This is a genomic window from Oligosphaera ethanolica, assembly GCF_030814695.1.
In the GTDB taxonomy this organism is placed as follows: Bacteria; Verrucomicrobiota; Lentisphaeria; order Oligosphaerales; family Oligosphaeraceae; genus Oligosphaera; species Oligosphaera ethanolica.
The window spans coordinates 2,870,346-2,890,516 of sequence record NZ_JAUSVL010000001.1; the positions used below are offsets into that span (position 1 = coordinate 2,870,346).

Here is a 20,171-nt window from a genome sequence, read left to right on the forward strand (position 1 = left end):
CGCGTTGCCACTGCCAGCTGGGTGTATTTGGAGTCTATACTATAGCTTGACGACGCGCTTGCCGGGGAGCTGCTTGACCAAATGCTTCATTTCCAGAGTCAGTAATGCGGCCAGGACGCTTGATGTTTCCTGCCCGGACTGGACAATGAGGTCGTCGATGCTCATTTCATTTTCCTGCAAAAAAGTCCATAATGTGTGTTCCAGGCCCTGCAAATGCAATTCATGGTGGGGATTAACGGTGGTGACGGTAGGCCGTTTGGCGTCGAGTGCATCTTCTTTCATACCGGGGAGGAGAGTGAAGTCCTCAATGACGTCTTGGAAGGACTCAATAAGCTTGGCGCCTTCCTTGATCAGCGCGTGGCAGCCGCGGGCAAAGGGCGTATCGACTTGTCCTGGCACGGCGAAGACGGCGCGGTTCTGATCCAGCGCCTGGGCGGCGGTGATGAGGCTGCCGGACTGTAGGCCGGCTTCAACGACGATAGTGCCCAGGGCAATGCCGGCGATGATGCGGTTGCGCATGGGGAAACTGCGTTTGTCCGGCCGGTAACGCATGGGAAATTCGCTGATGACGGCGCCGCCGGCCTGGGCGATGCGCATAGCGAGGCCGACATTTTCCTGCGGGTAGAGGTAGCAGAGGCCGCTGCCGATGACGGCGATGGCGCAGCCGCCGGCGCGGAGGCAGGCCTCGTGGGCGACGGTGTCGATGCCCCGGGCCAGGCCCGACACCACCGGCCAGCCGGCGTAGCTGGCGGCGGCGCCGATGTTGTCGGCCATGCGCTGGCCGTAGAAGGTCGTGTGGCGTGAGCCGACGATGGCGATGGCGCCGCTGCTGTTGCGCAGGGCGTCCAGCGAGCCGCGCACGTAGAGACAGATAGGCGGGTCGTGGATTTCGTGCAGGAGCGGCGGGTAGGCGTCGTCCTCCTCAGTAATCAAGGTGACGCCGGACTGCTCCATCAGGCGTATCTCGCTGTCGAGGTCGCAGAAATCCTGCCAGTGATGCAGGGTCGGCGCCAGGCGCGGGCCGATACCGGGGACGCGTTGCAGGGCGTCTTCCGAGGCAGCCAGGGCGGCTTCGGCAGACCCGAAATAGGTGACGAGCAGGTGTTTGCGGCCCGGGCCGATGCCGGGCAGCATATTGAGGATGATCAAGGCGGTGCGATGGTCCATGGTTTCTCCGCAGTACGAGGGCGCAGCCTATACCGTGGGCGGTCCATGGATAATTGCAAGACACTGTCATGAAGTAACATAGAGTATCATTCACTATCATGACAAAGGTAAGGCGCCCTGGATTTTGACAGTCTCCCAAGACGTCGCTGGGAAGAGGTCAATAACCACCCCGGTGGGGAAAACACCGGGGACAATTTGCCGGAAACCCACGGCCAACCGCCGCCTAGCCAATCGACCTTGGTTACCGCCGACCATTGCGGCAGCGGAGTCATAGCGGGCCCGGAGTAGCAGCGGCTTCCAGCCGCTGTGTGCACGGCTCGTGCGGCGGGGGAGACGGGCCGGGTACGGTCGGCGTGGATGACGAGGACGGTATAACGGAAGTTTGAGGGGTTTTCAACACAATCGTGCCTAATTTTCTTTTTTTTGCTCGAAATGTAGTCTAGATACTTGACAAAAATTTGTGTTATATTATTTTCTATCTGTACTTAAGTATTGTAGGCTAGTTAAAATGGGGCAGACTATGAAATACCGGGTTCAGCAATTCAAGAAGACGCAGCACGGGAAAATCTACCATTATTCTTGGATCGGGTACAGCTACCGGACAGCGAAGGGCACGCCTACCTTCAAGCGTGTGGCCAGTTTGGCTGGGCTTCCTCCCGAAGCGGTCAAGGCCATCAGCAACTCTCTTTCGTCAAATGGCGAATCCAGTGACACCAATCTCAAGGTCGAGTTTTTGTCGGCCATTCCGCTTGGCGCGGAGGCCGTGGCGCATCACTTTGCTGATGAACTAGGCATCCTTGACGCGCTGGCTTGCCTGCCCGAACGGGATCGAAAAGTGGTTCTCGCCTTGATCCTTGATCGAGTCGTGGAGGCCTTTCCGCATTCCCGGAAGTCGCTGTTTGAAAACCTGCCAGGCAGCGGTCTGTCCCGGGTATGCGGTTTGGACGACGAGGATATCAAGCTGGAGCAGATGTATTATGCTCTGGATCATTTGTTTCCCTGCCAGGATACCATCGAACACTATCTGTTCAAACGGAATCATCCGAACCAATCGCGCATGTTCCTGTACGACATCACCAGCAGTTATTTTGAGGGCAATGCGTGCCCGCTGGAGGCTTTCGGCTACAATCGTGATCACAAGCAAGGCAAGAAGCAAATCGTCATCGGCATGCTCACCGACCAGGCTGGCTGTCCCGTAAGTGTGGAGGTCTTCGAAGGAAACACCAGCGACCAAAGCACCGTCATGGACAGAATTGACTCGATGAGGAAAAAGTTCGGGATCGAGGAAATGGTCTTCATTGGAGATCGGGGCATGCTGACGCGGGCGAGACGCAACGACCTGACTGCCAGGGAATATGAGAAAATCAAGTACATCACGGCCTTGAGTCGCGACGAGTTCACCCGCTTTGTCGAGGATGACGATCACCCGTTGCAGCTGTCTTTGTTTGACCGCACCAGGCTGGTGCAAGTGTCGCATGACGGAATCAACTATGTGCTATCCTACAACCCCGAGTTGGAGGAACGCAACTGCGCCGACCGCGATAGAATGCTCGAAAAAACGGAGGCCGTCCTCAAAGGTATTGAAGCCAGTGTGCAAAAAGGGCGTCTGCGTCAGGAAAAACTCATCGCCAAAAGGTTGTTCTCCAAGTTCGACAAATGGAAATGCGCGCGCTTCTTCGATGTCGACTATGGCGAAGGACGTTTCAGCTATCGCCGCAAGGACGAACTCATTGAGTCCTACCGCGCCATGGACGGCTTCTATGTGTTTACCACCGATATCCTGGACATAAGCGCCGAGCAGACACGGGATGAATACCGTGGACTTCAGCAAGTGGAACAGACCTTTCGAACCATGAAGACGACGGATATCTTCATGCGCCCCATTCGTCTGTGGAATCCGGAGCGGGTCAAGGCGCACATTTTTGTCTGCATGCTGGCATACATGATCATCTGGAAGGCCCGCCACAAACTGGCGGAATTCACGGAGCCGCAAGGAGACCTGCGTGTTTCATTGCAAACGGCCTGGAGCAAGCTGGGCGAGCTGCAAATAGGGAAAATCAAGTTGGGAGACGAAGTCCATGAGCAGTTGAGCCAGCCGGAGGCTCAATGCCGGCAGCTACTCAAGCTGGCCGGATTGAGCGCATCCGCCATCAGCAAAAGTTTCCTACGTGGGTAGAGCGAAATTTCGCTGAAATTTCCCCGACCCACGCAGGAAATCACGGCGAGGCCCTCAAACTTCCGGTATAATGAGCCGTCTTGTCGGAGTGGGCGAGACGCCCACTCCACGGCCGCGAGACGTAATCGGTAAGTAACCATCCCGGTGGGGAAAACACCGGGGACAATTTGCCGGACACCCACGGCCAGTCGCCGCCTAGCCATCCGACCTTGACTACCGCCGACCTTTGCGGCAGCGGCGTCATAGCGGGCCCAGAGTAGCAGCGGCTTCCAGCCGTTGTGCGCACGGCTCGTGGGGCGGGGAAGACGGGCCGGCTACGGTCGGCGTGGATGACGAGGACGGTTTTATGAGCCGTCTTGTCGGAGTGGGCGAGACGCCCACTCCACGGCCGCGAGACGGAATCGGTAAGGAACCACCCCGGTGGGGAAAACACCGGGGACAATGTGCCGGACACCCACGGCCAACCGCCGCCCAACTATCCGACCTTGATTACCGCAGATATTTGCGGCAGCGGCGTCGGCCGCCGGGGCTCGCGATAGCTGCGGGCAGGCCGTGTTCAGGCCTTCTGGGCGTGGCCGTAGTCCTGCAGGCTTTGCAGGTAGGCGAAGGGCTGGCCGGTGTCGTAGTGATCGCCATCGACCAGGAAGCCGAGCATGCCGTCGCTTTCACGGAGGACATCAAGCGCGGTGGTGAGCTGGACTTCGCCGCGTTGGCGGATGCCCTCGGAGATATGGCGGCCGAGGATGGCGAAGATTTCGGGGGTGAGGATGTACTGGCCGTAGACGCAGAGGAACTGGTCGTCGCCCAGGCCGGGCATAGCGAGGTGTTCGCGTGCGTAGTCCAGACTGGGCTTTTCCGCGAATTCGCTGAGGGCGAGGACCTTCTGTTGCTCATCGACCCAGGTGCCGGTGACTGTGCCGTAGTGATGCACGTCGGTGCCGGGGGCGGTGTAGAGACTGACGATGCTTTTGCGGCCGTGGCGGGTGAAGGCGTCAAGCAGTTGCGCCGCGCAGTTGACTGTCGTGCGGGATGCGTAGATGTGATCGCCCAGCAGGAGCAGGAAGGGCTCGTTGCCGACCCAGTCTTTGGCGCAGTACACCGCGTGGCCGAAGCCCATGGCTTCCTTCTGGTGAATGAAGGTCAGGCGCTGGCCAATCCCGGCCAGAACCCGGCTTTGCTGGCGTGCGGCTTCGGGGAGGCGTTCGTAGTAGGCGTCAGCGACGGGCGCAAAATAGTCGGCGAAGACCTTCTCGTCTTCGGGGCGGACGATGATGGCGATTTCTTCGGCGCCGGCATCGATGGCCTCTTCGATGATGGTCTGGATGATCGGCTTGCAGACGCCGTCGGGAGTGATGACGGGGAACATCTCCTTTTTGACGGCCTTGGTGGCCGGGAACATGCGGGTGCCGAGGCCGGCGGCGGGAATGACGGCTTTGCGCAGAACCTTGGGTGGCAGCAGGTCCAGCGGGTAGCAGTCCATGCCGTACTGGCTGTTGAGGTATGCGGCGAGCTGGTCGCGTTCGCTCTGGCCGCGGGTGACGAATTGGACGCAGCCGTCGCCTTGGGAGCCCACGCCCTTCCCGCCGTAGCTGAGGCTGTGCACTGTCGCATCAGCCAGCACGGCGTGGAGTTTGGGCGCCGTCAGTTCCGACGGGCAGGCCGGCGCCAGGTGGTGATCGAAGAGCTCCTGAGCGCGGGTCATGAGGGCGCCCAGGCCGGCGGCATCGCCTTTTGCCAGCAACGCTTCGGCTGCAACGACGATGTCGCTGTTGATGGCGCCGAGATAGTGGATGACGTTTTTATCCTGCGGCGTAGTCGGAAATGGATAGGCCTTCGTCAAGTCTGCCAAAATGCGGATCGTGTTTTTCTTGCCTTGCAGGTCGGCAGCCAGAAGATAGATGGGCGCGCCGATCTTCAAGCGCTGGGTGCTGAGCATGTCGCCATCGAAGGTCATGCGCACGGCGCCCTGGCCGAAGGCGCAGCCCTGGTCCATCCGGCCGCAGCGCGACGGGGTCAATATCTCGCCCTGGTAGGCCGCTTCCATTTCCGCGCGGACGGTCATTTTCAGGTCGTAGGCGTGGCCAAAGGCCCTGGCCACCAGGACGCAGAAGGCCGCCGAGGAGCTCAGGCCTTTTTTGACGGGCATGGTGGTCTGATAGTTGTCCAGCTCAAGGCCGTCCACCTGATAGAAGGTCAGCATGAAATGGGCGACACCGGCCGCGTAGCTGAAGAAATCGCCGCGGGCGGCGGCTTCAAGAAGGGCTTTGCGTTGCATGGGGTAGCAGGCTTCGTGGACGCTGCCATCGGGGAGCAGCGAGCGCAGTTTGAGCTCGCCGGTCAGTGGCCGGACGCGCGCGTAAATGCCTTGGTTGGTGCCGGCGAGGATCACTTGACCCGGCGCGATGGCGGCGTTGAAACGGCGGTAGGCGCCGGCCCAGTCGGAATGCTCACCGAAGAGGCAGAGGCGGCCGGGCACGAAGATGTCATGGGTTTTGCTGGACATAGTTTCCGATATGCTGGGGTGGAGTTGTGAGAGGCGGGTCCGTGCAGTATTTTACCACGTTGTCCGCAGGACACAAGAAGAAGCGGCGTCGGCCGTGCTGCGGACGCGCCCCCGTCCAGGTTCCCGAAAGTGCATTCATGGTCCGCAAAATCTTTACCTTCAAGAACAAAAAGCACATGCCGACGTGGCTGGCGGGGCTGTTGGCGGGGCTGGTGAAACTGATAGCCACGACGTACCGGCTGCGCGTTGAGGACCCCCACGGCTGGTTGACACGGCACGAGCCGTGGCCGATCATCGTGCCGATCTGGCATAATCGGATACTGTTTTTGCCAGCGTTGGCGCCCCGGGGTTTTTTGGAACGCATGGTGGTGTTGATCAGCGCGTCCCGTGATGGCGGTTACGTGGCGGCCTTCGTGCGCTTTTTCAAGTTGCGGGTGGTGCGGGGCTCGTCAAGCCGTGGTGCGCGTGCGGCATTTCTAGCGCTGAGCCGGGAATTGCAGGCAGGTTACTCACCCATCCTGACGGTAGACGGTCCGCGCGGCCCGCGTTACACGGTGCAGCATGGCGCCGTCGCGTTGGCCATGCGCAGCGGTGCGCCGATTTTGCCGATAGCGCTGAACGCGCCGAAGCGCTGGAATCTCAAGAACTGGGACGGTACGCAGATTCCCTGGCCTTTTTCCCGGGTGACGCTGCGCTTGGGCGCGCTGCTGTTTGTGGCGCCTGGTGAAGAACGGGAAGCCGCCGCCGAGCGCGTTCGCCAGGCGCTGCTGGCGATCAACGAAGATTGAACAGGAACGCCGGCGTTTTTTGATGCGCCGGGTGACATATCATGCTGCTGCTGGGAGGACGTTGGTCCGGGGGGCGGGGTGTGTAGCAAGGAGACGGATGTCGACAGCAAAACTCAATCCATCGCAGCAAGCGGCTGTCGAGTGCCTGGACGGCCCCCTGCTGCTGCTGGCTGGTGCGGGCACGGGCAAGACCCGGGTGATTATCCACCGCATCGCCAATCTGATCCGCCATGACGTGCCACCCGAGGCGATCCTGGCGGTGACCTTTACCAACAAGGCCGCGAAAGAGATGCGTGAGCGCGTCGCGGGGCTGCTGACCCCGGCGGTGGCCGAGAAGATCACGGTGAACACTTTCCATGCGTTCTGCGTGCAGGTTCTGCGGCGGCATATTCATCTGTTGGGTTACGGCAACAATTTCACCATCGCGACCGAGGGCTATCAGAAGGGGCTCATCCGCGAAATCGCCACGCAGCTGAACATGGTACGAGAGGGCTGCTCGCCCAATCTGTGGTTGGCGCTGATCAGCCGGGCGAAGTCCGCGCTGGAAACTCCCGACGATATGCGCAGGAAAGAACTGCCCTACGCCGCCGATTTGGCCACGGTCTATCAGCAGTATCAGAAACGCCTGCAGCAGATGGACTTGGTCGATTTTGACGATCTGCTCGGGCTGACGGTGCGGCTGTGGACGGAGCAGCCACAGGTCCTCGCGCAATACCGGGAACGCTATCGCTACCTGATGATTGACGAGTACCAGGACACCAACGCCGTGCAGCTGCGTCTCATGGTGCTGCTGGCCGGCAGCCGGGCGAACATCTGCGTCGTCGGCGATGACGACCAGTCCATCTACGGCTGGCGGGGCGCCGACTTGGGCAACATCCTCGAATTCGAAACGCATTTCCCGGCGGCGCGAGTAATTCGCCTGGAACAGAACTACCGGTCAACGAACCGCATTCTCCACGCCGCAAACGTGCTGATCAGCAAAAACAAAAGCCGTCGCGTCAAAAACCTCTGGTCCGAAGAAGGCCAGGGCGAGAAACTCCTGGCGGTGTGCTGTCTGGATGAGCACGACGAGGCCAATTTTGCGGCGGAGTACATCCTCGGCAAGTCCGGTGGCAGCCAGTGGCAGCGTTTTGCCGTGCTCGTCCGCGCCGGTCATCAGACGCGAGTGCTGGAGGAGACCTTCCGCAAACGCCGCGTGCCCTACGTGCTCGTCGGCGCCAATTCATTCTATCAGCGCAAGGAAATCCTGGATGTCATCAGTTTCCTGCAGCTGATCCAAAACCCCCGCGACAATCTGGCCCTGCTGCGTATCATCAATGTGCCGCCGCGTGGCGCCGGCGAGGTAACGGTGGATAAATTGCGCGAGCTCGGCCAGATCAGCGGCGCCCCGCTGGGCGAACTGCTCACCAATAACGCGTTGCTGCAGGCTATCCCCGCCGACAGCGCCCGGAACCTCGCCGATTTCCACAAACTGCTCGCCGAGGCCCGCCACGACTTCGCCACGCCCGGCTGCATCTTCACCAAGACCGAGAAATATCTCAAGGCGATCCGCTACATTGAGGGCCTGGCGCAGATGTACAAACCGCGCGAAGACGCCCTGCAGCGACGCGATAACGTGCTCGAATTTCTGTCCTCCATGGCTGAATTCGACCAGCGTAATCCCGCCGGCACGCTCGGTGAGTACTTGGAAATCTTTGCCTTGCACGATGCCAATGACCGCCGGGAGAAAGACCGCAACACCGGCGACAACGCGGTGACGCTGATGACTGTCCATGCCGCCAAAGGCCTGGAATACCCCGTGGTGCTGGTCGTCGGCATGGAACAGGGCCTTTTTCCCAATCAGATGGCCCTCGACGAGGGCAATGAGGAAGAGGAGCGCCGGCTCTGCTACGTCGCCATCACCCGTGCCAAACAGGAACTTGTGCTGAGTTACGCGGAACGCCGCCGCGTTATGAACCGCGTCGTCGCCAAACGACCGTCAAAATTTCTTGACGAGTTGCCTGCGGACGACGTTGTTTTCACGACGCCGAAGCTGGCGATAGCGCCGGCATCCGACACGGACATCAAGAAGTATCTCGCGCAGATGCGCGCGCAATTCAAGCCACAGGAATAACCGTAGCGCCATTAGCGCCAAGCACAGGACATAGCCATGACTGACGAACTGCTTTTAGTTGGTGCCCGGGTCGTCGACCCCCTCAATGCCTATGATGACCAGCGTGACATCGGTATTCGCGATGGCGTGATTGTCGATCCGGCGACTCTGCGCGATCCCGAGCGACTCCATCTGCAGGGCAAAGTGGTGGCACCCGGGTTCATTGATCTTCACGTGCATTTGCGCTATCCCGGCCAGACGCACAAGGAGGACATTCGCAGCGGCACGGCCGCGGCCGCTGCCGGTGGTTTTACCACGGTGCTGGCCATGCCCAACACCGTCCCGACAGTCGATAATCCGACGGTCTTGGCCGACGTGCTGCGCAAGGCCGCCGCCGATGGCGCGGTGCATGTGCTGCAGGCCGGCGCGCTGACCGTGGGCCGGCAGGGCGAGGCGGTGACCGACATCGCCGGCCTGAAAGCCGCCGGTGCGCCCGTGGTCACCGACGACGGCAGCACGCCCCAGCTGGCCGGCGTTATGCGTCAGGCGATGATCGCTGCCGCCGCGGCCGGCATTGCCGTAATCGACCACTGCGAGGACTGCAGCCTCGCCCGTCCGGGCGTCATGCACGATGGTGCCGTCGCCCGCGAGCTGGGGCTGCCTGGCCAGCCGCGTTCGGCTGAGGAAGTCATTGTGGCGCGGGACATCATTCTCGCTGCCGAGACCGGCTGCCGGCTACACTTGCAGCATCTGAGCTCAGCCGGATCGGTCGCGATGCTCCGCCTGGCCCAGCAGCACGGTCTGCCCGTCACCGGCGAGGCCTGCCCCCATCATCTCTTCCTAACCGACGAAGCCTGCCGGACTTTCGGCGTGAATGCCAAAATGGCCCCGCCGCTCCGCGAAGAAGCCGACCGCCAGGCGCTTATCGACGGCTTGCGCGATGGCACACTCTGCGCCATCGCTACCGACCACGCGCCGCATAGCGCCGACGAGAAAGCCGCCGGCTGGACTAAAGCGCCCTTCGGTATCATCGGCCTCGAAGCCGCCGTGCCACTCTGCTTCTCTGAACTCTATAATAAAGGCGTGCTCACGCTCCCGCAGCTCATCGCGCTCTTCACCGTTGGCCCCAGAAAGGTACTGGGCCTACCCGTGGGTAGCCTCGAACTCGGTGCTACGGCTGATGTCACTATCCTCGACCTGGACGCCAAGCACAGCATCAGTGTCGAGTCCTTCGCCTCACGCTCCCGCAATTGCCCATACGACGGCTGGCAATGCCGCGGTAAGGTCGTCGGGACCCTGGTCGGAAGCAGTCGATAGACGGGCCAGGTACGGTCGGCGTGGATGGCGAGTGCGGGAAATGAGCCGTCTTGTCGGAGTGGGCGGGACGCCCACTCCACGGCCGGGATATGTACGCGCTACGGCCGGGATATGTACGCGCTACGGCCGGGATATGTACGCGCTACGGCCGGGATATGTACGCGCTACGGCCGGGATAGGAACGCCGGGACGGGGCCGCCATGGACACCCGAGGACGTCTTGACGCTGAAAGAGGCCTTGGACTGCCAACAACCAATCTCAAAAAGAATCTGCGGTAATCTGCGACATCTGTGGATAAAAAAAGCTCCCCGCACCACGACCGGAAGCCGGGGCGTCCAGATCTGTATGGCCGGTGGCGTAAAAAGGCTGAAAAATTCGTCTTTTTGCGGCTTGCGGGCTTGCTAGTTGGCGAAGGCGTGGCATAGTAATGCTTCGCGCCCCCCAAACGGGTCGCAGAGATCCTTAGCAAAAAAATTATTGGAGAAAGCTGGCCGAGGGGCTTGCAGATCGCCAAAGGCGGTTTACAGTAAGTAACTCGGACGGAATGCTTTGCGCCTGATCCAAACAGAATTTCCAAAAAAAGTTCTGGCTGGGCTTGCGAAAGTGAAAAGCTCCGATAAAGTAATGCTCCGCCTCACCTGAGGCAGGAAAAGCTCCTTGGCAACTGAGCAGCGAAATATAGTGCGATTGTCACGATGAATTGAATTATCGGTGGCAGCAACAAAGCGCGTTCCTTCGGGAATGTGGCGTACGCTGTCACCCCCCCTTGAGAAGTTATTAAAGAACAGGGCATTCCTTCGGGGATGCGTTCGAACTTTTCGTAATGGAGAGTTTGATCCTGGCTCAGAATGAACGCTGGCGGCATGGATTAGGCATGCAAGTCGAACGTACTCCCTTCGGGGAGAAAGTGGCGAAAGGGTGAGTAACACGTGAGCAACCTGCCTCCGGATCCGGAATAATCCAGGGAAACTTGGTCTAAAACCGGATGAAGACATTGGGCCGCATGGTCTAATGTTAAAATATTTATAGTCCGGAGAGGGGCTCGCGGCCCATTAGCTTGTTGGCGGGGTAATGGCCCACCAAGGCTACGACGGGTAGGTGGTCTGAGAGGATGGTCACCCACACTGGGACTGAGACACTGCCCAGACTCCTACGGGAGGCTGCAGTCGAGAATCTTCCGCAATGGGCGCAAGCCTGACGGAGCGATGCCGCGTGAGGGATGAAGGCCTTCGGGTTGTAAACCTCTGTCATCCGGGACGAAAACAATGACGGTACCGGAAAAGGAAGCCACGGCTAACCACGTGCCAGCAGCCGCGGTAACACGTGGGTGGCGAGCGTTATTCGGATTTACTGGGCGTAAAGGGTCCGCAGGGGGCCTGCCACGCCTGCCGTGAAATTCCAAGGCTCAACCTTGGACCTGCGGCGGGTACGGGCGGGCTAGAGTGCAAGAAGGGCAGACGGAATTCCAGGTGTAGCGGTGGAATGCGTAGATATCTGGAAGAACACCGATGGCGAAGGCGGTCTGCTGGCTTGTAACTGACCCTCAGGGACGAGAGCGTGGGTAGCAAACAGGATTAGATACCCTGGTAGTCCACGCCGTAAACGTTGTGTGCCAGATGTGGGTGGGTTCGGCCCCATCCGTGTCCAAGCTAACGCGGTAAGCACACCGCCTGGGGACTACGGCCGCAAGGCTAAAACTCAAAGGAATTGACGGGGGCCCGCACAAGCGGTGGAGCATGTTGCTTAATTCGAGGCAACGCGAAGAACCTTACCCAGGTTTGACATGCTTTCGACCGGCGTTGAAAGACGCCTTTCCTTCGGGACGGAAGCACAGATGCTGCATGGCTGTCGTCAGCTCGTGCCGTGAGGTGTTCGGTTAAGTCCGGCAACGAGCGCAACCCGTACTGCCAGTTACCATCAAGTAATGTTGGGGACTCTGGCGGGACTGCCCGTGTCAAGCGGGAGGAAGGCGCGGATGACGTCAAGTCCGTATGGCTCTTACACCTGGGGCCGCAAACGTGCTACAATGGCGGGTACAATGGGCTGCTGCATCGCGAGATGTGGCGAACCTCCAAAACCCGCCCCAGTTCGGATTGCAGCCTGCAACTCGGCTGCATGAAGTCGGAATCGCTAGTAAAGGGACATCAGCTACGGTCCCTTGAATACGTTCCCGGGCCTTGTACACACCGCCCGTCACATCATGGAAGTCGGTCTCACCCAAAGCCACTGAGCTGACCCGCAAGGGAGGCAGGTGCCAAAGGTGGGCCCGGCGACTGGGATGAAGTCGTAACAAGGTAGCCGTTGGGGAACCAGCGGCTGGATCACCTCCTTTCTAAGGAAACGCAAGGATCGCAAGATCTGCGCGTGCCGGCGTGGCAATGTCAGTCATTATATTTCGCTGCTCAGCAGCCAAAGGATCAGCTCTTTGGTGCAACAAGAAAAAAATGGGCGGCTCGAGGCCGTTTTACTGGGGCCGTAGCTCAGTTGGTAGAGCGCCTGCTTTGCAAGCAGGATGCCGCGGGTTCGAGTCCCACCGGCTCCACCAGCTTTACTGGCGGTGTACCCGGAGACGCGTTCTCCAGGCCAGCCGGACCGGAACAATGTGGGCGCGTAGCTCAGTTGGTTAGAGCGCGTCTCTGATAAGGACGAAGTCCCTGGTTCGAGTCCAGGCGCGCCCACCATATTTTCCGCTGAAGCAACACGGTAAAGATCCGCGAGGGTCCAAGCCTGTTGCCTTGGTGTTGCTCTTTGAAAATCTGCAGTAGTGAAGAATCAGAAGAAGAAGAATGTTGAACCGCGCGTTCCACCCTGTCCATGTCGGGCCGGGGGATCAAGGAACGCGCAATGGAACCGGACAGTATCCGACCGCCAGTACCAATTTGGCGGCCAAGCTGTTCGGGCGCATGATGAATGCCTTGGCGACGGCAGGCGATGAAGGACGCGGCAAGCCGCGATAGTCCACGCAGAGGCGCAGGCAGCCTGTGAAGCGTGGGTTTCCGAATGGAGCAATCCGGTATCCGTCATGGGATATCATCTGTACATGAATACATAGTGTGCAGAGGCGACACCCGGGGAAGTGAAACATCTCAGTACCCGGAGGAAAAGAAATCAAATGAGATTCCGCAAGTAGTGGCGAGCGAACGCGGACGAGCCCAAACCACGGAGCGTGCTCTGTGGGGTTGCGGGACCCGGTCATGATGACCAGCCGATTAGCACAAGCCTTTGGAAAGAGGCGCCGCAGAGGGTGACAGCCCCGTGTGCGAAAATCCGCTGGAAGTCTACGGGTATCCCAAGTAGGACGGGACACGTGAAACCCTGTCTGAATCTGGGGGGCCCACCCTCCAAGGCTCAATACTAGCCGTCGACCGATAGTGAACCAGTACCGTGAGGGAAAGGTGAAAAGAACCCCGTCTAGGGGAGTGAAATAGACCCTGCAATCATGCGCCTCCAAACTGCGGGAGCCCTTTCGGGGGTGACCGCATGCCTTTTGCATAATGAGCCTGCGAGTTGTCGCGTCACGGCGAGGTTAAGCCGTTGGCGGAGCCGAAGCGAAAGCGAGTATGAACAGTGCGTTCAGTCGTGCGCGGCAGACCCGAAGCTAGGTGATCTATCCATGGCCAGGCTGAACCTCCGGTAACACGGAGTGGAGGGCCGAACTAGTTGGTGTTGAAAAACCTTTGGATGAGCTGTGGATAGGGGTGAAAGGCCAATCAAACCTAGTGATAGCTGGTTCTCTCCGAAATAGCTTTAGGGCTAGCCCCGTTCCATTACCATGCGGGGGTAGAGCGACCGAATGGCAGATGACCCCTACCGGGGTACTGACGCCAATCGAACTCCGAATACCGCATGGCGTACAACGGGAGTCAGACTGCGGGGGCTAAGCTCCGTAGTCGAAAGGGAAACAGCCCAGACCGCCGACTAAGGCCCCTAATCGCGCGCTGAGTGGATTGAAGGATGTGGGGTCGCACAGACAGCCAGGATGTTGGCTTAGAGGCAGCCATCATTTGAAGACCGCGTAATAGCCCACTGGCCGAGTGACCTTGCGCCGAAAATGATCGGGACTGAAGTGCGCAGCCGACGTCGCGGAGACGTTTCTTGTAAACGATCTGGTAGGAGAGCGCCGTATGGGGAGTGAAGGGTGTCCGTAAGGAAGCCTGGACCGCATACGGGAGACCATGCAGGCATGAGTAACGACAAGGCGGGTGTGAATCCCGCCCACCGTAAATCCAAGGTTTCCTGGGCCAGGTTCGTCCTCCCAGGGTCAGTCGGTTCCTAAGGCGAGGCCGAAAGGCGTAGCCGATGGGTGTCAGGCGAATATTCCTGAACCCGCGTGCCCGGTCAATGGGGTGACGCGGAAGGCAGAGCGGGCTTCCGATTGGAAGTGGAAGTCCAAGCGAGCAGGGTCGCGGTTGTTAAATGCACCGCATAGACCTGAGACGTGATGGGGAGCCAGCCAGCAATGGCCGGCGAAGCCGCTTGCGCCATGCCGCCAAGAAAAGCCTCTAGACGCTAACGGCACGCGGACCGTACCGCAAACCGACACAGGTGGATGGGTCGAATAGACCAAGGTGCGCGAGAGAAACCACGTTAAGGAACTCGGCAAAATAGTCCCGTAACTTCGGGAAAAGGGACGCTCCCGACGGTGAGGAAAGCAATTTGCTTGCTGTTGGGAGCCGCAGTTAAAAGGCCCAGGCGACTGTTTAGCAAAAACACAGCACTCTGCCAACTCGCAAGAGGATGTATAGGGTGTGACACGTGACCAATGCCGAAAGGTCAAACGGATGGGTCAGCCGCAAGGCGAAGCTCTGAAGTGAAGCCCCGGTGAATGTCGGCCGTAACTATAACGGTCCTAAGGTAGCGAAATTCCTTGTCGGGCAAGTTCCGACCTGCACGAATCGTGTAACGATCTGGGCGCTGTCTCAACGTGGATCTCGGTGAAGTTGTAGTTCCGGTGAAAATGCCGGATACCTGCGGAAGGACGGAAAGACCCCATGAACCTTCACTGTTGCCTGACATTGGCAATCGGTCACTCATGTGCAGCATAGGTGGGAGGCTGTGAGACGGCGGCGTCAGCCGCCGTGGAGCCATCGGTGAGATACCACCCTTGTGTGTCTGGTTGTCTAACCACGAACCCGTGAATCCGGGCGTGGGACCGTGTCAGGCGGTCAGTTTGACTGGGGCGGTTTCCTCCCAAAATGTAACGGAGGAGCTCGAAGGCCGGCTCAGCGCGGTTGGCAACCGTGCGTTGAGTGTAAGGGCATAAGCCGGCTTGACTGCGAGACCGACGGGTCGAGCAGCTGCGAAAGCAGGACCTAGTGATCCAGCGGTGGAATGTGGCATCGCCGTTGCTCATCGGACAAAAGGTACTCTGGGGATAACAGGCTGATCGCGCCCAAGCGTCCACAGCGACGGCGCGGTTTGGCACCTCGATGTCGGCTCATCACATCCTGGGGCTGAAGCAGGTCCCAAGGGTTCGGCTGTTCGCCGATTAAAGTGTTACGCGAGCTGGGTTCAGAACGTCGTGAGACAGTTCGGTCCTTATCCTCCGCAGGCGTAGGATGATTGACGGGAGCGCTCCTTAGTACGAGAGGACCGGGAGCGGGTGGCCTCTGGTGTTCCGGTTGTCCGGCCAACGGGCATTGCCGGGTAGCCACGCCACGAAGGGATAAGCGCTGAAAGCATCTAAGCGCCAAGCCCCCCCGAAGACGAGTCATCCCAGTGCGCAAGCACTCTCAAGGCCCCCGGAAGACGACCGGGTTGACAGGCTGGAGGCGCAAGACCCGCGAGGGTTTTACCTGACCAGTTCTGATAGGCCGTGAGGCTTGGCCGCCTTTCCCGCCGGCACCCCGCCCCTCAAACGGGCGGAGTCCCGGCGGGAAAAACAAAGGCGAATCGGATACCACCGCTCGAACGGCGGACGGTTCCAGACAACATGAGGCTTCTTCAAGCTCCACAACTACTGCAGGTTTTCTTCCATCTTGGACTGGTGGCTTTGGCGGGGATGTCACACCCGTTCCCATCTCGAACACGGCCGTTAAGCTCCCCAGTGGCGATGATACTACGCTCAAGAGCGTGGGAAAGTAGCGCGCTGCCAGTCCTTTTTTTAAGCCCGGGGCCCGTTGGTATACTACACCGACGGGCCCCGGGGCTTTTTTTTGCCTCACGGCAGTGCCGCGCCTCACGGCAATGCCGTGAGGCTACTGAGGCCGTCGCGCTTCCTTTTTTTCCTCACGCGAAGGCGCGAAGGCGCGAAGAAGACAAAGAAAAATGGCGGCCTGTCTTGCCGCTGCGCGGCAATTCACGCCGCCGATAAAAAGGCGCGAAGGCTGGCGGGGGGGCAGGGCGTTCAGTGCCTCACGGCATTGCCGTGAGGCTACCGAGGCCGTCGCGCTTCCTTTTTTTCCTCACGCGAAGGCGCGAAGGCGCGAAGAAGACAAAGAAAAATGGCGGCCTGTCTTGCCGCTGCGCGGCAATTCACGCCGCCGATAAAAAGGCGCGAAGGCTGGCGGGGTGGCAGGGCGTTCAGTGCCTCACGGCAATGCCGCGAGGCTGGCGGGTATGGGCAGGGCGTTCAGTGCCTCACGGCAATGCCGCGCGAGGCTAGCGGGTCTGGGGCGATGCGGGCGTTTTACCCGGCTTCGTTTTGGGCGGTGGTGTAGTGGCTGGTGTATTCGGCGAAGGCGAGTTGGTATCGCCGTGCTTCGTCGGGGGAGAAAATTGCCTGGCTTTTTTCGGAGCTGCCTTTGATGAGTGCCTGGCCGACGGCGAGGGTGCGCATGAAGGCCTGAAGGACGATTTGTTCGTTGCTTTCGAAGTCGTGGCAGGTCGAGGAGAGCATGGCGTAAGTATCTTGGTCGAGATGGTCGGCGAGGACTTCGGCTTCCTCCTTGACGACGGATGCGTGGCTGGCGAGGGCGACGAGGGTCTGAATAAGTTTCAGGAGCAGCCTCAGGAAATGGAGGACGGGTTTATTCCACAGGCCGAGTTTACTTTCCCGGCACATGTGGGATGCTTTTTCGGTGGTAGTGAGCGCATCTTGGATGAGCATGAGACAGAACTCATAGGCATGGGCGCGTTTCTGGCTGGATTGTTGCCACAGGCCCTTGAGGGCAAAACTGACCAGGCATTGGTATGCGGCGTCCCGCCGGGCGATGCCGACGCAGTGGTTCATTTCCACCAAGGTTTGAACGTGTATGCGCTGCGTTTTCAATGGCATAAAGTCGACCTCCCCGGAGAGCAAATGGTCTGGACGGTATCAGCGCTGGTCGCGAATGGCCATTATGGACTTCCATGCTGCAGAGATGCGGTTGGCGGCGGCCATTCGGCGGGCTCATAGCCGTGAATTACTCAAGAAGCAGTTTGTCGGCGTTGATGACCCACGGTGTTTGCACGGCTAGTACGGAAATGGTGAAGGTGCCGGCGCCGTGTATCCAGGCGCTGTGTTCGCCGCCGAGGCTGGTACTGGTTGAAACGACCTGCGTACCGGCCTGGTTGGTGACGGTGACGGCAAGTGCACCCGCCTGGAACTGTTCAAAGCGAAGTCGCCAGTGGCCGTCCGGGACGGTGACACTGATGTCAGCCTGGCCGCTATCACCGGACCAGGTGCCGAGTTTGCTGACTTTGATGGGCTTTTTTTGATCTTGGCGGAAGCGCCATTCGTCAATGGGGTCCAGGCGTTGTTCGATGGAAACAGTCCAGCTGTTACGGGGGGCCCGGATGATAAAATAGCCGGCATTGGTGCTGCCGTTGATGTTGACCCGGCCATTGATGACGAAGCCCTCGGCCTGATCAGCGACGGTTTGTTGGGTGCCATGCTGGGTGTCAATAAAAAGAATGGTGAAGGGACCGGGACCGGTGGGGGTGAATGCCACGCGGGATTTGTTGCCGTAAAGACTGAAGAATTCGGTTTCCATATTGCCACTGCCGCTCCATTGGTGGGTTTGCAGCCAGCGGTACTTGTTCACTTGGGCAAAAGCGCTGCTGATGCTCAGGGAGAGGACGGCAAGGAATATGAGTGTCGATGGGATCTTGGCGCTGTGCATGAGTTCGTTCCTTTATTTGCTGTTAAGATGAATAGCCAAAGTGATTCGCGCCTCGCCGGTGGTTGGGTGGTGCCTGGCGATGCTTGAAGATTTGCTGTTGAACGACTTCCTCGGGCAGTTCGGCCAGGAATCGGCTGGGTTCGCGCTGGTCGGAGCCGGTCCAGGTGAAGCGTCCGCGGGCAAAGAGAACCGTAACTTCTGCTTTGGCGCGTGTCAACCCGACGTAGAAGAGACGGCGTTCCTCCTCGATGCCATTGGCGGTGTTGACGCTGTGCTGGTGGGGGAGGTAGCCCTCTTCGACGCCGGTGATGAAGACGAAGGGGAACTCGAGCCCCTTAGCGCAGTGGAGAGTCATGAGCGAGACGTAGTCGGCTTCGCTGTCATAGGTATCGAGGTCAGAGATGAGCGAGACTTCCTGAAGGTAGTCAATGAGGGTGCAGTCGCCGTGGTTGGTGACGAAGCTCTTGACCTGGGCCAGGAGCTCGTGGATGTTTTCGACGCGGTCGTCGGCGTTGTCGTCCTTAGCGATGATATTTTGCATGAGTCCCGAGTGCTCGAGGACGGCAGCGATGACCTCGTCGACGGGCTGGTCGGGGAGGGCGCGCAGCGCGCGGCACCACTGGCAGAAGTGCTGCGCCCAAGCAGGATTTTTGCCGAAGAGCGCGGCGAAGTCGTCACGGCAGAGCAAATCGAATACGGGCATAGCATGTTGTTCGGCGGTGGCGACGAGGGCGGCGAGGTTTTTGGGGCCGACGCCGCAATTCAGGCAGGTGACGACGCGCTGGAGTGACACCAGATCTGCCGGGTTGCATTTGAGGCGGAGGAAGGCCAGGAGATCTTTGATTTCCTTGCGGTCGTAGAAGCGAAGATTGCCGACGACCTGGTAGGGAATGCCCATGCGCATAAAGCCATCTTCGAGACTGCGCGACTGGCCGTTGGTGCGATAGAATACGGCCATGTCGCGCAGGGAATGGCCTTCCGTACACAGCTCGCTGATGCGGCGGCAGAGCCACAGCGCCTCGCTGGCTTCGTCAGGAACGGAGATGACGCGGATCGGGCTGCCAATTTCGTTTTCGGTGAAGAGATCTTTATCGAGCCGGAAGGCATTCTGGTGGATGAGTTCATTGGCGGCGTGGATGATGCATTGGGTCGAGCGGTAATTTTGTTCGAGGCGGACGATTCTGGCATCAGGGAAATCGGAGGTGAAGTTCATGATATTCGTGTAATCAGCTCCTCGCCAGGAGTATATGCTTTGGTCTGGGTCGCCGGTGGCGTGGACGTTTTGTTCTTCGCCGCAGAGGAGTTTCATGAGGTCGTATTGCAGGTGGTTGGTGTCTTGATATTCGTCAATGAGTAGGTATTTGAAGCGCGTCTGGTACATTTCGCGGACGATGGGGTACTCGCTGAGGATTTTGGCGGTGAGGAGTAGCAGGTCGTCGAAGTCGACCGCATTTTGCTGGCGGAGGCGGGTTTCGTAGGCGATGGCGACTTTTTCGTAGGTATCGGCGTCATAGCGGCACTGGTTGTGGATGTACTCCACGATATCCTGTCGCTGGGTTTTGGCGCGGCTGATGACTTGGGCGACATCGTTGGGGCTGCAGTCGCTGCTGCGCAGATTAAGGTCTTTGAGACAGTGTTTGAGGAGGGTGTTTTGGTCGCTGCTGTCGTAGATGGTGTATTGGCGGTTGCGGCCGTCCTTGAGGCGTTCGATGTCCTGCCTGAGGAAGCGCGCGCAGCAGCTGTGGAAAGTGCCGACGTTGCGGGGGGCGATGCCGACCAGAGTGGCGACGCGTTCCTTCATTTCGTTGGCGGCCTTGTTGGTAAAGGTCATGGCCAGGATTTGATCGGGGCGAGTGCCTTGGGCGATGAGATAAGCGATGCGGCGGGTGACCACGCGGGTTTTACCCGAGCCGGCTCCGGCGACGACCAGCATGGGGCCCTGGCGGTGGGTTACGGCTTCAAGCTGAGCGTCGGTCAAGTCGCGGAGAATATCGGCAGAGATGGTCATGATGGCGTGGGTATCTCCCAAAGCGGGCTGCGTAGACAAGCATCGTAACAATAATGGCGCGGGGGGCTAAAAACAACG

9 protein-coding genes, 2 tRNA genes and 3 rRNA genes are annotated in these 20,171 nt (G+C 59.5%); 9 read left to right on the forward strand and 5 right to left on the reverse strand.

What is annotated here, in order from left to right; genetic code table 11:
* Positions 1-39: 39 nt before the first annotated feature.
* The gene (gene dprA / locus J3R75_RS09925; protein WP_307261374.1) at positions 40-1,167 is read right to left on the reverse strand and encodes a DNA-processing protein DprA; all 1,128 of its coding nucleotides are present in this window, start codon (positions 1,165-1,167) and stop codon (positions 40-42) included.
* Between the two features lie 520 nt (positions 1,168-1,687).
* On the opposite strand from dprA, the gene J3R75_RS09930 reads away from it, so the two are divergent.
* Positions 1,688-3,343 carry an IS1634 family transposase gene (locus J3R75_RS09930; protein ID WP_307259061.1) on the forward strand — a complete coding sequence of 552 codons (1,656 nt, stop codon included), beginning with the start codon at positions 1,688-1,690 and terminating at the stop codon, positions 3,341-3,343.
* A gap of 556 nt (positions 3,344-3,899) precedes the next feature.
* Here J3R75_RS09930 and J3R75_RS09935 read toward each other — a convergent pair.
* Positions 3,900-5,846: a sugar phosphate nucleotidyltransferase gene (locus J3R75_RS09935; protein ID WP_307261375.1), complete on the reverse strand. Its 1,947-nt coding sequence runs from the start codon at positions 5,844-5,846 to the stop codon at positions 3,900-3,902.
* A gap of 137 nt (positions 5,847-5,983) precedes the next feature.
* Here J3R75_RS09935 and J3R75_RS09940 point away from each other — a divergent pair, with 137 nt between their 5' ends.
* From J3R75_RS09940 to rrf, 8 genes are all read left to right on the forward strand, one after another.
* Positions 5,984-6,634, forward strand: a complete 651-nt coding sequence (locus J3R75_RS09940; protein WP_307261376.1) for a lysophospholipid acyltransferase family protein — start codon at positions 5,984-5,986, stop codon at positions 6,632-6,634.
* A 97-nt stretch (positions 6,635-6,731) separates the two neighbouring features.
* Positions 6,732-8,747 carry an ATP-dependent helicase gene (locus tag J3R75_RS09945; RefSeq protein WP_307261377.1) on the forward strand — a complete coding sequence of 672 codons (2,016 nt, stop codon included), beginning with the start codon at positions 6,732-6,734 and terminating at the stop codon, positions 8,745-8,747.
* Positions 8,748-8,783: 36 nt separating this feature from the next.
* Positions 8,784-10,043, forward strand: coding sequence for a dihydroorotase (locus J3R75_RS09950; RefSeq protein ID WP_307261378.1), 1,260 nt, complete (start codon positions 8,784-8,786; stop codon positions 10,041-10,043).
* A gap of 820 nt (positions 10,044-10,863) precedes the next feature.
* Positions 10,864-12,375 (forward strand): 16S ribosomal RNA (locus tag J3R75_RS09955).
* Between the two features lie 137 nt (positions 12,376-12,512).
* A tRNA-Ala gene (locus J3R75_RS09960) sits at positions 12,513-12,588 on the forward strand.
* A gap of 59 nt (positions 12,589-12,647) precedes the next feature.
* A tRNA-Ile gene (locus J3R75_RS09965) sits at positions 12,648-12,724 on the forward strand.
* 203 nt (positions 12,725-12,927) lie between these two features.
* A 23S ribosomal RNA gene (locus tag J3R75_RS09970) occupies positions 12,928-15,873 on the forward strand.
* A gap of 152 nt (positions 15,874-16,025) precedes the next feature.
* Positions 16,026-16,140 (forward strand): 5S ribosomal RNA (rrf, locus tag J3R75_RS09975).
* Together the 16S, 23S and 5S rRNA genes with 2 tRNA genes alongside form the textbook arrangement of a ribosomal RNA operon.
* Positions 16,141-16,671: 531 nt before the next feature.
* Here the strand turns inward: rrf and J3R75_RS09980 are convergent.
* The 3 genes from J3R75_RS09980 to J3R75_RS09990 form a co-directional block, all read right to left on the reverse strand.
* A complete protein-coding gene (locus tag J3R75_RS09980) occupies positions 16,672-17,259 on the reverse strand; it encodes a hypothetical protein (RefSeq protein ID WP_307261379.1) in 588 nt (195 codons plus the stop codon).
* A 127-nt stretch (positions 17,260-17,386) separates the two neighbouring features.
* Positions 17,387-18,085, reverse strand: coding sequence for a hypothetical protein (locus tag J3R75_RS09985; RefSeq protein ID WP_307261380.1), 699 nt, complete (start codon positions 18,083-18,085; stop codon positions 17,387-17,389).
* A 22-nt stretch (positions 18,086-18,107) separates the two neighbouring features.
* Positions 18,108-20,114, reverse strand: coding sequence for an ATP-dependent helicase (locus tag J3R75_RS09990; RefSeq protein ID WP_307261381.1), 2,007 nt, complete (start codon positions 20,112-20,114; stop codon positions 18,108-18,110).
* Positions 20,115-20,171: the final 57 nt, after the last annotated feature.

Excerpts from the sequence above, each read along its gene's own strand:
- dprA (WP_307261374.1), bottom strand. The coding sequence starts at position 1,167 with ATGGACCATCGCACCGCCTTGATCATCCTCAATATGCTGCCCGGCATC.
- J3R75_RS09930 (WP_307259061.1), top strand. The coding sequence starts at position 1,688 with ATGAAATACCGGGTTCAGCAATTCAAGAAGACGCAGCACGGGAAAATC.
- J3R75_RS09935 (WP_307261375.1), bottom strand. The coding sequence starts at position 5,846 with ATGTCCAGCAAAACCCATGACATCTTCGTGCCCGGCCGCCTCTGCCTC.
- J3R75_RS09940 (WP_307261376.1), top strand. The coding sequence starts at position 5,984 with ATGGTCCGCAAAATCTTTACCTTCAAGAACAAAAAGCACATGCCGACG.
- J3R75_RS09945 (WP_307261377.1), top strand. The coding sequence starts at position 6,732 with ATGTCGACAGCAAAACTCAATCCATCGCAGCAAGCGGCTGTCGAGTGC.
- J3R75_RS09950 (WP_307261378.1), top strand. The coding sequence starts at position 8,784 with ATGACTGACGAACTGCTTTTAGTTGGTGCCCGGGTCGTCGACCCCCTC.
- J3R75_RS09980 (WP_307261379.1), bottom strand. The coding sequence starts at position 17,259 with ATGCCATTGAAAACGCAGCGCATACACGTTCAAACCTTGGTGGAAATG.
- J3R75_RS09985 (WP_307261380.1), bottom strand. The coding sequence starts at position 18,085 with ATGCACAGCGCCAAGATCCCATCGACACTCATATTCCTTGCCGTCCTC.